We start from the raw sequence: 12,876 nt of genomic DNA, 5'->3' as shown, positions 1-12,876 counted from the left end.
TCTCCCTTCTTATATGAACTCACCTTTAGGTTCATCTTTCTTCAGCTGGCAGCGTTATTTTATAACTGCATTGCTACTGCAAGCCTTAGTGTTGCCCATACGCGCTCAAACTCCTGCGGTGGCAGTGGCTCCTGCCGGGCCGCTCACGCTGTGTGCGGGTGGCAGTCAGACCTTGGTAGCTACCTCGGGACTGGCCGGTGTAAGCTACACCTGGAGTACTGGCGCTACTGGTTCGAGCATCACGGTCACCCAGCCGGGCTTCTACCAGGTTACCGCCACCGCCGCTAGCGGTACCGCTTACAGCAATACGGTGACGGTCAACGCCCCACCACCGGTGAACGTGCAGGTGGTCCCCCGCGACCCGCTCGTGCTTCCGTTTGGTGGCAGCCAGACCCTGACGGCCACGGCTACTATCCCGGGCTTCAACGTGGGGGGTAGTGGCTTTGATAATTCGGTAAACAAGGTGCTGGTGCAGCCCGACGGGAAAATACTGGTGGGGGGGTACTTCACGAGCTATAATGGCAATGCAGCGGCGCCGGATAACCTACTGCGCCTGAATGCGGACGGCAGCCTCGACACGAGTTTCAATCCGGGGGGAATTGGGGTGGGGGGGAGCGTGAGCACGCTCGCGTTGCAGCCGGATGGCAAGCTACTGGTTGGGGGCTTTTTCCGGGCCTATAATGGCAGTGCCGCTGCCCCCGACATGGTGCTGCGCGTGAATGCGGACGGCAGCCTTGACACGAGTTTCAACCCGGGTGGTGCGGGCTTTGACAATGGCGTGCGGGCCCTCGCCTTGCAAGCCGACGGCCGCATCTTGGTTGGGGGAGTCTTCGTCAGCTACAATAGCAGTGCGGCCGCCCCCGATTACCTGCTGCGCCTCACCCCAGACGGTAGCCTAGATTCGAGCTTTAATAACGGGCAGCCCAGCACTAACAGCGGTGTATTCGACCTAGCCGTGCAGCCCGATGGGAAAGTGCTGGTAACCGGCAACTTTACGGGCTACAACGGCAGCCTGGCTGCGCCTGATTACATCTTGCGTCTCGCGGCAGATGGTAGCCTTGATACGGGCTTCAACAGCAGCGGCAGCGGGCTAGGGGGTGACGGCAAGCCTGGCAATACTTACGGAAGCACGCTAGCTATCCAGGCGGATGGCCGAATCCTACTCGGAGGAGTTTTCATCAGCTACAACGGGAGTGCGGGGGCGCCGGATAACCTACTGCGCCTGACCCCTGACGGTAGCTTGGATACGAGCTTCAACAGCGGTGGGGCCGGCTTCAACGAAGGCGTATCTGCGCTGGCGGCGCAGCCCGATGGGAAAGTGCTGGTTGGCGGCTACTTTACCGGTTATAATGGCAACCCCGCGGCGCCCACTCATGTGCTACGTCTCAACGCGGATGGCAGCCTTGACACGGGCTTTAATGCCGGGGGGACCGGGACCGATGCCTACGTGAACTCGGTAGCACTCCAAGCCGATGGGCGGGTACTGGCGGCCGGCTGGTTTGCCAGCTATAATAGCAACGCGGGGGCTTCTGACAACTTGGTGCGCCTCACTGCTGACGGTCGCCTACATAATGTAGACCAAGCTCTGTCAGGGGCCACCTTCGTGTTTAATCCCGGTGCCAGCAGGGGCAGCACGTATTTGGTGAATGCAGCCGGCTCGTACACGGCTACCGCCACGGACCCCGCTACGGGATGCACCTATGGGTCTAATACGGTGGTGGTGACAGTCCAGCCACCACTGGCTACCATACCTGCTGCCCTTAGCCAGCAGGTGCAGCTCTACCCTAACCCCTCCCGCACAAGTACAAGCTTAGAGTTACCTGTTAGCCTCGCCCGTCAAGTCATGACGGCTACCTTACTCGATGCGATGGGCCGCACCGTACGCACGGTGCAGCTGCCCGCCCAAAATTCCACAGTACATCAACTCGACCTGAGTAACTTACCCACAGGCATCTATGCACTCTATCTGCATACGGGTGCTGGCATGGTGGTAAAAAAATTATTAATCAATTAGCCGCGTGCTTTCTGCTAGCCGCTGCGATTTGGATTCTAGCAAATGACTTGAAATGATGCCCTGTGAAAATTCACAATCAAGCATTTTTATAGGCGGAAGTAAAGGAATTTTAGAGCTAGTGAGGAAGTGCTGATTCTCTCACATCTAGGAATTGTCTCTTAACATAACCTTTACTTCTCGGACGAAGCTTGAGAAAGTAGTAGTTTGAGACCAACCTACTTAAGCTTATTCTGCCCTTTTTAGGGTAGCCCCAAACAGGGGGGGTCTTACTTGGTAGCGGCAGACGGAAACAACGAAAGGGGCGAAACGTGGAAGTCATCTGGCTTAATGAGCTCGACGGTGACCAGTGCAGTAGTCGCTCGTTGCAGACGCAAGACTTCGACGTGATGGAAGCCGGCGGCCGACACGTGCAGCGTGTAGTCCCCAGCTGGCAAGTGCGCCAAGTCATAATTGCCCACGAACTGCGCTTGGCGTTTGCGCTCGCTATACACGACGCACCGCTGGTCATTGCGCAGTTCTAGCTCTACCGGTCCAGGCATATGGCTTTCGTAGCGCACGCGCACGAGCGCTGAATGAGGCTGGACTTGGATGAGCGTCTGGAGCCCGGTTGGCTGATACGTAGGAGGACCTTGTAGGGTCTGGGCGGAAATGGTTGGGGTTCTACCCAGTAGTAGCACGACCACCGCCAGGGAGATTACCCCGCGAAACAAGCACACAACAACCGCGTTCAGAACAGCAACTATTAGAAGAGGAAAGAGCATATCGGTCGGCACAGGCACTACTTGTCTAGCGCGCTGAACGGGCAGTGCCAAGAATGGTGCCTTGTTCCTAACACATTACTAGTCAATGCACGAACTCGAAAGCCTAGGAGCCAGCGAGTGCGAATCGTTCGGTTCTGCTACAAGGGAGCGTCCGGTTGTGAGGCAGTCCGACCCGCGGGCGTGGCCGGGCAGCGCGTGACCGACGAAAACTTAGTACTAATGGGGGCAGGCTGTACGCTTCCCCGTCCGGCAAGCCAGTGAGTAGTAGAGGTTAAGCCGCGTATTTAAATTCGAGTGGGGTCATAAAATTTAACGCCTGGTGCGGTCGCTGCGTGTTGTCGTCCTGCAGCATCCACTCCTCGACGAGTTGGCGCACGTGGGCCAGCGAACGAAACAGGTGGGCGTCGAGCAGCTCGCGCCGAAAGGAGCCGTTGAAGCGCTCGATGTAGGCATTTTGGGTCGGCTTACCTGGCTGAATCCAGTGCAGGACAATACCCTGCGCCTCGCACCAGTCGCTCAAGCGGGTGCTGATGAACTCGGGCCCGTTGTCTGTGCGCAGCTGCGTAGGCGAGCCATGACACTCGACCAAGCGCGTCAGCACGTGCACCACACGGGCCGCGGGTAAGAAGAAGTCGATTTCTACCCCTAGCAACTGCCGATTATACTCGTCGAGTACGTTCAAGGTCCGGAAGCGACGGCCATCCGTCAGGACATCACTGATGAAGGCGAGCGACCAACACACGTTGGCTGCTACGGGCACAGTCAAGGGCTGCTTCACCAAGCGCTGGCACACGCTTTTTCAGGCGCCTGGGTAGGTTGAGTGTCAGCGCGCGGTAAATACGCAACGTGCGTTTGTGCTTGATTAGCAGGCCATTTTTGCGCAAGCGGTGGTGCAGCTTCCAGAAGCCCAACGTGCCGCCGCGGCGGCACCAAAGCCGGGGTAACGCCCCGTTAACGCGCGCAAAGCGGTCTGCACCGACTCGTCGTTGCGCCCCGGTACTACCGAGTGGTAGCTATTGCGCGCCAGCCCCACCAGGGCACACGCGCGCCGCTGGCTCCAGCCCTTGCTCACTACGCCCTGCGCTGCCTGGCGCCGCGCCGCAGGGCTGGCTACTTTTTTCGCAGTATCTCCTCCTTGATAGCCTGGTTTTCGAGGCTTAGGTCCGCGAACAGCTGCTTGAGCTTGCGATTCTCTTCTTCCAGGTGCTTGAGCTGGGTCAGCTCGGCCACGCTGGCCCCGGCGTACTTGCTTTTCCAGGCATAGAACGTGGCCTCGCTCAGCCCATGCTCGCGCACAATTTGGACCACGGTCTGGCCGCTGGTCTGCTGGTGGAGAATCACCACAATTTGGGCTTCGCTGAATCGTCCCTTTTTCATTGGTCAGTCGGCAGGTAGTGAAAATACGACTTTCTCTACTCCCAACTGGCCCGCTATTTAGGGAAGCGTACAGGACTACTAAAAAGGCTCTCACGCTAGCGTGAGAGCCTTTTTTTCATGTCGGCGGAACAGCGCTTTATTCCAGCAGCACGCCTAGCTTAATGCCGGCGGGCACGTAGAGCCCCCAGCTGGCGTAGTCGGAGGGGCCGCTGCGGAATTGACTGTCGCCGAAGCTCGACCAGAAGTGGCTTTGGCGCACCCCTAGGCCGGCGTACACGTCGAGCAGGGCGCGGCGCCCCAGCGGCCACTGGTAGCCGAGCTGCGCAGCTACGCCGTAGCGCAGCACGTTCTCGTGGTAGCCCACCGGACCGTAGAGCACGTAGGGCAGGCCGCCGGGTCCCGGCGCCTCGTACCACTGCAGGCGGTCGAAGCGCAGGTTGAAGAACTGGATTTGAGGCGCGTAGCCCAGGTACAGGCCGGTGGGCACGCGGCCAGCGGCCGGCGTGGGGCCTAGGTAGAAGCGGTGCTGCAGCAGCAAACCCACGCCGCGCACGCGGCCGCTGCGGTTGGGATAGTAGGGGTCGCGGGCGGCATCGGGGCGGCCGGTGGGGCCGGCGTACAACTGCGGCCCCAGGGTAAAGCTCTGGCGCGGGTGGCCGGGGCGGGCTCGCTCGGCCTCCAGCCAATAGCCGCTCAGCACCAGGTGCTGCGGGGTGGCTTTGAGGGCCCAGCCGGCGGGCGCCTGGGCGGCGACCGGGCGGCGCAGGCCCAGGCTTAGCAGCGCCTGGGCCCCTAAGGCTAGTAAAAGGCGGCGCGGCAGCATCAGTCGGCCACTATGGGCAGCACGCTCACCTGGCGCAGGGCCGCGCCGCCAACCGAGTACTGGTAAAGGCCCCCCGGCCCCACGGCCAGCAGGTAGTCGCCGTTGGGAATGACGTCGGTGAGGGTAGTAGCAAACTGCTGCACCGGCGTTAGCTCTGGCGCCTTGGTGGTGTCAAAAACCTTCAGCCCATCGTCGCACACGTAGAGGCGGCCGTTTTCGGCCCCTAGGCCCTGCGGACCTACCAGGGGGTAGGTGCGCGCCAACACGGGCCGGCTGATGGTCGTGAGGTCGATGACGTCCAGTTCGTTAGTTTGGGAAGAGCCACAAAGTCCCACTACAAAGTTTGAGCTGTTGGCGTTGCCTCCGCCCAGCGTATTGGTGCGCAGCGTCACGTAGGCAAAGCGGCCATCGACCACCACCGGGTCGCAGCTGCGGGCGTGGCTGATGACGCCCACCAGCTTGGGGGCCGTGGGCGTGGCCGCGTCGTAAACGAACATGCCGGTTTGCGAGCCCAGGAAGAGGTAGTGGTCCTGCGGGAAAATCGTTTCGATGCCGAAGCCCAGCGGCACCACCGGGCCCGCGGCGGGCGCAATGGGGTTTTGCAAGCTAAAAAGGTGCATACTCTGCTCATCCACCGTGTAGAGCATCTGGCCCAAAATACCAAAACGCGCCGTTGAGCCCGCCTTACCGCTTTCGCCCAGCGAGGCGGGCTGGGAGTTGCTGGCCGAGGCGGTGGTAGCAAAAAACACCGGCCCGCTGGTGCGGCTGCTATACATTTTCACCGGCACGGCCTCGCCGGGGGCCAGCTTGCGCCAGCCTACCACCAGCACGTCGGTGGGGCGGTTGATGGGCTGGCAGGCTTCTTCGAGCACGCCGGACGCGGGCATGGGCAGCTCGCGGAAGGCGTTGCGGGTGCGGCTGAACAGGCGGGCGTGGGCGGGGTCGCTGATGTCGATGGCCACCAGGTCGGGGCCACTATCGGCGTAGAGCACGGTGCCCTGGGTGGCCAAATCCACGTTGCCGGGAATGCGCAAAAAGCTCACCGGCCGCGGGTGGCTGGGGTCGCGGTTGTCGATGATGTGAATGCCCTCGTAGCGCTCGTTGATGAAGAGGTAGTCGCCGCTGAGGTAGATTTTGCCGGGGTGGTGCAGGGCCTGGGCGGGCAGCGCGGCCACTGAGCTTTCCAGCGTGGCGCGGGTCATAAACAGCGGCCGGTAGTCGGCGTAGGCCAGGTAGTAGTCGGTGGGGGCAGGCTCCTGGCGGTTGCAAGCCAGGAGCAGTAGCAGACTAGCCAGTAGCAAGCTAGCGGGCAGGGTGGTAAGCAGTTTTTTCATAGGGCAACGGCTGAGAAGTAAGCAGGTGTCTCCTAGCCCCTAGGGGTCGGGTAAGGCCTTGACCGGCTTGCTCCCTCAGCCGTTGCGTGGGCGGCTCAAAAAAATTAACTAGGCCGGCAGCCTAGGTGAGCGCTGGGCCCGCGGCGCCGGGCCGGGCCAGCACCTCGTCAATCAGGCCGTAGGCTTTGGCCTGGTCGGCCCGCAGCCAGTAGTCGCGGTCGGCATGGTCGTGGATTTGCTGGTAAGTTTGACCGGTGTGGTGGGCCAGAATCTCGTATAGCTCGTGGCGCATCTTCAGGATTTCGCGGGCCGTAATCTCGATGTCGGCCGAGGGGCCTTGCACCCCGCCGCTGGGCTGGTGCATCATCACGCGGGCGTGGGGCAGGGCCGAGCGCTTACCGGCCGCGCCCCCCGCCAGCAGCACGGCGCCCATCGAGGCCGCCAGGCCCGTGCAGATGGTAGCCACGTCGGGGCCCACGTACTGCATGGTGTCGTAAATGCCCAGGCCCGCGTACACCGAGCCGCCCGGCGAGTTAACGTACAGCAGGATGTCTTTCTGGGCATCTACCGACTCCAGAAACAGCAGCTGGGCCGTGAGCACGTTGGCCACCTGGTCGTCCACGGCCGTGCCCAGAAACACGATGCGGTCCATGATGAGGCGCGAAAACACGTCGATTTCGGCGAAGCGCGCGGGGCGCTCCTCAATCACCGAGCGGGTCATGGCCGTGAGCCAGGGCCGGGCCTGGGCGGCCACCTGCTGGCAGTGGCGGTCCACGGCCAGGCCGTTGAGGGCAAGGCCTTTGACGGCAAATTTGCGAAATTCTGCTTGCGTAAGCATTTGCTGACTAATGAGATAAATGGGTGAAAAAAAGCAGCCGCGGGCCAGCCACCCCGACAGGGGCAGCCGGGGGCTTAGGGGTACCCAGTGGTAAAAAGGCGGCGCTAGGACCGGCCGGGCCGGGGCCGCCCCCAGCGCACAAACACCTGGCGCAGGCCCGCCACCCAGGCCCAGCGCCCCGCGCTCGGCCCGTAGAGCTGCCGGTGGATGGCGGCTAGCTCGCGGCGCAGCTGCTGGCGGCCGGCCTGGCGCAGCACCTGGTAGGCCTGGCGCTGGGCGGCTACGTCGGCGGGCAGCGGGCCGGGGCCTAGAGGCAGCCCGGCCGCCCCGGCGCCGGGGGCCAGCAGCTGCGCTTCGAGGTGGCGCAGGCGTTCTAGTTCGGGGCGCATGGGGCTAGGCGGTGGTGGAGGTGGCGGCCCGCACCGCGTTGCGCAGGTGCTCGAGGCACTTAAACTTTTGCACCGTGGCCGAGCGCACGCTGTTGAAGCCGTAGGTGGCCGCCACCTGGGTGAGGGGCTGCCCGAAGTAGTAGAAGCTCAGCAGAATGCCGCGGCACTTCTCGCTAAGCTGCGCCAGGTAGCCGCGCACGGCGGGCAGGGGCGGCTCGTCGGTTTCGGCCAGGGTTTCCAGGGGGGCTTCGGCTAGGTCGAGGTGGGGGTGGCGGGTGCGGCGGGCCCGCTCGCGCTGCCAGAGGTGGCGGCTCACCCCGGCCAGGTAGGTGCCTGGCTCGGCAGTAAGCGTAAGGGTGCCAGCCACCATCTTTTCGTAGAAGACCACCAGTGCATCCTGAAACACGTCCTGGGCATCCTGGTCGGTACCGCCCTGCTGCTGCACGTACTGCCGCACCACCGGAAACGTGCGGCGATACAGCTGGCTGAGCGTGGCGGTGCGCTGCGTGAGCAGGGCCTCCCGCCAGTCGGGCGGGGCGGCTACGGCAGGCGGCAAAACGGCGGCGGTGGGCATGGCGGCAAGCACTAGGTGAGTAAGCTGGTTAAGCAATAATCCGCATTACCCGCCCAGTATCACCGCCGCTACTTAAAAAAAATGCCCTAGGGCCGCTGCGGCCAGCTACCAGACTCGTTCCCAAATTAAACTTCCCGAAAAAGAACGTCATGCTCATCTGGCGTCCGCGCAGTCGAAGCATCTCTACCGCGGCAGTATAATTCTAACGTCAGGAGTTAGTTACACGGTAGAGATGCTTCGACTGCGCGGACGCCAGATGAGCATGACGTTCTTTTCAATTTTTCTTGTTTAAGAACAAGTCTACCGCATCAGCGCTTGCAGGGCCGGGCCGATGTGGCGCACCAGGTCGCCAGCCACGAGGCCGGCCTGGCCGGTGTGGGCGGCGGCCAGGTCGCCAGCGTGGCCATGGGCCAGCACCGCCAGGCGGGTGGCCGTCAGGGCGTCGAGGCGCTGGTCGGCGCGCAGGGCCAGCACCAGGCCGGTGAGCACGTCGCCGCTGCCGCCGGTGGCCATGCCGGGGTTGCCGGTGCTGTTGAAGTACACCTGGCCATTGGGCGCGCCCACGGCGGTGTAGGCCCCCTTCAGCACCACGATGCACTTATGCTTTTGCGTGAAGTCGCGCAGCAGTTGCAGGCGGCGGTAGTCGTCATCCACCTTCTCAGTGAGGCGGGCAAACTCGCCCACGTGGGGCGTCAGCACGGTGTCGGGTGGCAGCAGGTCGAGCAGCTCGCGGTGCTCGCCCAGCAGGTTCAGGGCGTCGGCATCCAGTACCAGCGGCACCTGGGCGGTGCGCAGCAGTTGCTCGAGCACGGCGCGGCTGGCCTCGTGCTGGCCCAGGCCGGGGCCAATGCCCACGGCCTGGTAGCTGGTCAGCTCGGGCAGCACGCTGATGAAGTCGGCCTCGGCATCGGGCAGGCACATGGCTTCGGGCCGGGTGGTTTGGATGATGTCGTAGCCGCAGCCGGGCACGGCTACCGTGAGCAGGCCCACCCCGCCGCGCAGGCAGGCGCCGCTGGCCAGCACGGCCGCGCCCACTTTGCCGCGGCTGCCAGCCAGCAGCAGCGCGTGGCCATACACGTTTTTGTAGGCAAACTGCCGGCGCTGGGGCAGTTGCACGTCGGGGCTCGGCGCCAAGGCCGTGAAGTGCCAGGGCGTGGCCGCCTCGGCTATAAATTTTGCGCTCAGCTGGATGTCCTCCACGTGCCACTCGCCTACGTAGCGCGCATTTTGGGGCAGCAGAAACGCCAGCTTGGGCAGCCCGAAGCTGACGGTGTAGGTAGCCTGCACCACCGGCGCCTTGGGGTCGGGCTGGGGCGCGTTGGCCAGCAGGCCGCTGGGCACATCCACGGCCAGCACCCGCACCCCACTGTCGTTGAGGTGGCACACGAGGTCGGCGGCCAGGCCGCTGAGCGGGCGGCTGAGGCCGGTGCCAAACAGGGCGTCTATAACCAGCGTGTCGGCGTCGAGGATGGGCAGGGACTTGGCTGCTAGCTTGCGCACGCTCAGCACCTTAGGCAGCAGGTGCAGGTTGTGCTCGTAGTCGGGGGCGTACTTGTCGGCCGGCAGCAGCACCACGCGCACGGGGTAGCCGGCCTCGTGCAGCAGGCGGGCCAGGGCCAGGCCATCGCCGCCGTTGTTGCCGGGGCCGCACAGCACCAGCGTGTCAGCCGGCTTATCGGCGTGGAAGCGGGCTTCAAACCAGCGCAGCAGGGCCTGGGCGGCGCGCTCCATGAGGGCCAGCGAGGTAATGTGCTGCTGCTGAATGGTAGCCTCGTCGAGCTGGTGGGTTTGGGTGGCGGTGAGGATTTTCATAATGCGTGCTAATATGCAGCCTGGCGGAGAGCAATAGCCCCGGCGCACCCGATGCAGTCTACTCTATACGCGGCTTTTTGGGTTGGCGCTGGCTGCGCCGAAAAACAGCTGGCCGCCGATGCGCCAGCCGGGCTGCTCCAGGCACGCAGGTGCCCTAGGGCGCGGCCGCGACTGCCAGCGCAAAGTTTAAAACAGGGTGCAGCTGGGGCGGCGCAGCGGCTCGCTAAGCGGGGAGGGCCGGCACCGCCGCGGCTGCAACGCGGCAACTATTACCCAGGTGGCCCACCCTAGGCCCCTGCGTTAGTCCAAAGGTCTCGTTCAACTTTCCGGCGTCGGCTTGCGTTTGGAGAAGGAATATTCTTCTAATCCAAACCCGAAACCATGCAAACCTGGAACGACGTCATCCGCCTGGCCAACCACGGCAGCCCCGAGCCCCCCCGCCGCGTGGAGAAAACCAACGCCGAGTGGAAAGCCGAACTAACCCCGCAGCAGTACCACGTCACGCGCGAGCACGGCACCGAGCGCGCCTTCACCGGCGAGTACTGCGAGGCCCACGAGGCTGGCCTCTACGCCTGCGTGTGCTGCGGCACCCCGCTCTACGACTCGCGCACCAAGTTCGAGAGCGGCACCGGCTGGCCCAGCTTCACGCAGCCCGTCGAGGACAACGTAATTAAGTACAAGAAAGACAGCAGCTACGGCATGGTGCGCGTAGAGGTGCTGTGCAACGTGTGCGACGCCCACCAGGGCCACGTTTTCCCCGATGGCCCGGCTCCCAGCGGCCTGCGCCTGTGCATCAACTCGGCCGCCATTAAGCTGGTGACGACCAAGGAGCCGGCGGCGCAATAGCAATTAGCCAATGTCTTTTTAGACGTTGGCAACAAGTAGGGGCCTAGGGTTGGCGTAGCCGCCTTAGGCACTGTAGCTTGGGCGCGAATTGGCGACAACCGCCGGTTCGCGCTTTTTCTATGCCCGGCATGACCCACGAGGCCTTTGCGACCCAGCTCGAGCGCCTGCTGCCCCTGGCCCAGGCCAACCCCACCGCCTACCGCCACCGCGTGCGCGGCTGGGTGCTGCTGGGCTACGGCTTTATTGCGCTGCTGCTACTGGGCTCGCTGGGCCTGATGGGCGGCCTGCTCTGGCTGATGCTGGCCGTGGGCGTGGGCGGCATCATCCTGAAGCTGCTCATTCCCCTAGGGTACTTCGTGTGGAAGGTGCTGCGCGCCATGTGGGTGAAATTTGACGCGCCCAGCGGCCGGCGCCTGACCCGCGCCGAGGCCGGCCCGCTCTACGAGCTGGTGCGCACCCAGACCCGCGCCCTGCGCGCGCCCACCGTGCACCAGATTCTGCTGACCGACGACTACAACGCCGCCGCCATGCAGCTGCCGCGCCTGGGGCTGCTGGGCTGGCCGCGCAACTACGTGCTGGTGGGCCTGCCCCTGCTGCAAACCCTGAGCCCGGCGCAGGCCGCCGCCGTGGTGGCGCACGAGCTGGGCCACCTGCGCGGGGGCCACGGCCGCTTCGGAGCGCTGGTGTACCGCGTCAATGCCTCGTGGGCGCAGCTGGCGGGGCAGTTAGCGCGCGGCGGCGGGGGCAGCCTAGTGCACCGCTTCACCGACTGGTACGTGCCGCGGTTCAACGCGTGGTCGCACCCGCTGCGGCGCACGGCCGAGTTTGAGGCCGATGCCGCCGCGGCCCAGCTCACCAGCCCCGCCGACCTGGCCGAGGCGCTGTGCGCCATTCACTTGCGCGAGCCGGCCCTCAACCGCCTGCACTGGGACGAGCTGACCAAGACCATGGCCCACGAGCCCGCGCCGCCCGCCGACACCATCAGCCGCCTGCTGGCCGTGGCCCGCACCGCCCGCCTGCCCGACACCGAGGAAGCTACCTTACTGCACCGCGCCGTAGAAGCCGAGCCCGACCCCCACGACACCCACCCCACCCTAGGCGAGCGCCTGGCGGCACTGAGCCAGGCGCCCCTAGTGCCCGCCCTACCCCCCGTCACGGCCGCCGAGGCGTGGCTGGGCGCCAGCCTGCCCATCCTGGCGCAGGAGCTAGACGCCGAGTGGGCCAGTGCCCGCACCGCTCCCTGGGGCGAGCGCCACGCCGTGCTGCGCGAGCAGCGCCAGCAGCTAACAGCCCTGCAGGAGCGCCTGGCCGCCGGCGAAACCCTAGGCCCCGATGACGCCTGGACCCACGCCGACCTGACCGAGGACCACGTGGGCGCCGCCGAAGCCCTGCCGCTGTTTCGAGCGCTGGTAGAATCGGAGAAGTATGGCGCTACCGCAAAGTTTTCGGTGGCGCGCATCCTAGTTAACCAAGACGAAACCGAAGGGCTGGCGCTGCTTAACGAGGTGCAAACCCAGCGGCCCGACCTGGCTGGGGTAGCCCTGAGCTTACAGCGCGCCTACTACGAGCGCCGAGGCGACCGCCAGACCGCCCGCCAGCTCACAACCCTTCAGTACCAGCACGCCGACGTAGAGGAAGAAGCGCAGGCCGAGCGCCAAACTGTAGCGGAAAGAGACACGCTGCTAGCCCACGGCCTAGCCTCCGAGGAACTAGCCCCGTTGCTCACCCTGCTGCGCGACCCTACTCACCACGTAGCGCAGGCTTGGCTGTTGCGCAAAAAAGTGAAGCATTTCGCCACCGAGCGGCCTTTCTTTTTGCTGCTGGTGCGGGCGCAGCGCAGCCCCACGCTTAATACCGATGAGGAAATAACTACTTGGGCCGAGCAACTAGCGCCGCAACTGGTGCTGCCCGGCAGCGGCCTGGTGGTGCCAGTAGTGCGCGCCTACCACTGGCTGGGCAAGCGCGCCCTGCACACAGCCGACAGCGAGGTGTACAAAGCGCCGGCTGCCCCCTAGCCTACCCTTTAGCGCCGCAGCGCGACCTTTGCCGGGCCGCGCCGGGAAGCTTTTGCCGGGGCGCTTTGTTATACCATCCTCCCCCTAGCCCAC

10 protein-coding genes and 1 pseudogene are annotated in these 12,876 nt (G+C 64.4%); 3 read left to right on the top strand and 8 right to left on the bottom strand.

Features of this window, described 5'->3' with window-relative positions:
* Window positions 1-118: 118 nt before the first annotated feature.
* A complete protein-coding gene (locus HHL22_RS10600) occupies window positions 119-2,014 on the top strand; it encodes a T9SS type A sorting domain-containing protein (RefSeq protein ID WP_169531123.1) in 1,896 nt (631 codons plus the stop codon).
* Window positions 2,015-2,280: 266 nt separating this feature from the next.
* Here the strand turns inward: HHL22_RS10600 and HHL22_RS10595 are convergent, their stop codons facing one another.
* The 8 genes and pseudogenes from HHL22_RS10595 to HHL22_RS10560 form a co-directional block, all read right to left on the bottom strand.
* Entirely contained in the window at window positions 2,281-2,775 is a 495-nt protein-coding gene (locus HHL22_RS10595) for a carboxypeptidase-like regulatory domain-containing protein (protein ID WP_169531121.1), read from the bottom strand.
* A 271-nt stretch (window positions 2,776-3,046) separates the two neighbouring features.
* Window positions 3,047-4,152 (bottom strand): annotated as a pseudogene (locus HHL22_RS10590) (IS3 family transposase).
* 136 nt (window positions 4,153-4,288) lie between these two features.
* Window positions 4,289-4,975, bottom strand: a complete 687-nt coding sequence (locus HHL22_RS10585; protein ID WP_169531119.1) for a hypothetical protein — start codon at window positions 4,973-4,975, stop codon at window positions 4,289-4,291.
* Window positions 4,975-6,309: an LVIVD repeat-containing protein gene (locus HHL22_RS10580; protein ID WP_169531118.1), complete on the bottom strand. Its 1,335-nt coding sequence runs from the start codon at window positions 6,307-6,309 to the stop codon at window positions 4,975-4,977. Before HHL22_RS10580 ends, HHL22_RS10585 begins: the two co-directional genes overlap by 1 nt.
* Before the next feature lie 121 nt (window positions 6,310-6,430).
* A complete protein-coding gene (locus tag HHL22_RS10575) occupies window positions 6,431-7,147 on the bottom strand; it encodes a ClpP family protease (protein ID WP_169531116.1) in 717 nt (238 codons plus the stop codon).
* 104 nt (window positions 7,148-7,251) lie between these two features.
* Window positions 7,252-7,536, bottom strand: coding sequence for a hypothetical protein (locus HHL22_RS10570; RefSeq protein ID WP_169531115.1), 285 nt, complete (start codon window positions 7,534-7,536; stop codon window positions 7,252-7,254).
* Window positions 7,537-7,540: 4 nt separating this feature from the next.
* Window positions 7,541-8,110, bottom strand: a complete 570-nt coding sequence (locus tag HHL22_RS10565) for an RNA polymerase sigma factor (RefSeq protein ID WP_169531113.1) — start codon at window positions 8,108-8,110, stop codon at window positions 7,541-7,543.
* 300 nt (window positions 8,111-8,410) lie between these two features.
* Entirely contained in the window at window positions 8,411-9,922 is a 1,512-nt protein-coding gene (locus HHL22_RS10560; protein ID WP_169531111.1) for an NAD(P)H-hydrate dehydratase, read from the bottom strand.
* A gap of 381 nt (window positions 9,923-10,303) precedes the next feature.
* Here HHL22_RS10560 and msrB point away from each other — a divergent pair, with 381 nt between their 5' ends.
* Window positions 10,304-10,768, top strand: coding sequence for a peptide-methionine (R)-S-oxide reductase MsrB (msrB, locus tag HHL22_RS10555; RefSeq protein ID WP_169531109.1), 465 nt, complete (start codon window positions 10,304-10,306; stop codon window positions 10,766-10,768).
* Between the two features lie 119 nt (window positions 10,769-10,887).
* Complete coding sequence (locus HHL22_RS10550) at window positions 10,888-12,783, top strand: M48 family metallopeptidase (RefSeq protein ID WP_169531107.1); 1,896 nt, start codon at window positions 10,888-10,890, stop codon at window positions 12,781-12,783.
* Window positions 12,784-12,876: the final 93 nt, after the last annotated feature.

The sequence above is a fragment of the Hymenobacter polaris genome, from assembly GCF_012927305.1.
In the GTDB taxonomy this organism is placed as follows: Bacteria; Bacteroidota; Bacteroidia; order Cytophagales; family Hymenobacteraceae; genus Hymenobacter; species Hymenobacter polaris.
Note: the sequence above shows the minus strand (reverse complement) of the source record. Positions and strands in the feature narration are given on the sequence as shown.

Excerpts from the sequence above, each read along its gene's own strand:
- HHL22_RS10595 (WP_169531121.1), bottom strand. The coding sequence starts at position 2,775 with ATGCTCTTTCCTCTTCTAATAGTTGCTGTTCTGAACGCGGTTGTTGTG.
- HHL22_RS10585 (WP_169531119.1), bottom strand. The coding sequence starts at position 4,975 with ATGCTGCCGCGCCGCCTTTTACTAGCCTTAGGGGCCCAGGCGCTGCTA.
- HHL22_RS10580 (WP_169531118.1), bottom strand. The coding sequence starts at position 6,309 with ATGAAAAAACTGCTTACCACCCTGCCCGCTAGCTTGCTACTGGCTAGT.
- HHL22_RS10575 (WP_169531116.1), bottom strand. The coding sequence starts at position 7,147 with ATGCTTACGCAAGCAGAATTTCGCAAATTTGCCGTCAAAGGCCTTGCC.
- HHL22_RS10570 (WP_169531115.1), bottom strand. The coding sequence starts at position 7,536 with ATGCGCCCCGAACTAGAACGCCTGCGCCACCTCGAAGCGCAGCTGCTG.
- HHL22_RS10565 (WP_169531113.1), bottom strand. The coding sequence starts at position 8,110 with ATGCCCACCGCCGCCGTTTTGCCGCCTGCCGTAGCCGCCCCGCCCGAC.
- HHL22_RS10560 (WP_169531111.1), bottom strand. The coding sequence starts at position 9,922 with ATGAAAATCCTCACCGCCACCCAAACCCACCAGCTCGACGAGGCTACC.
- msrB (WP_169531109.1), top strand. The coding sequence starts at position 10,304 with ATGCAAACCTGGAACGACGTCATCCGCCTGGCCAACCACGGCAGCCCC.
- HHL22_RS10550 (WP_169531107.1), top strand. The coding sequence starts at position 10,888 with ATGCCCGGCATGACCCACGAGGCCTTTGCGACCCAGCTCGAGCGCCTG.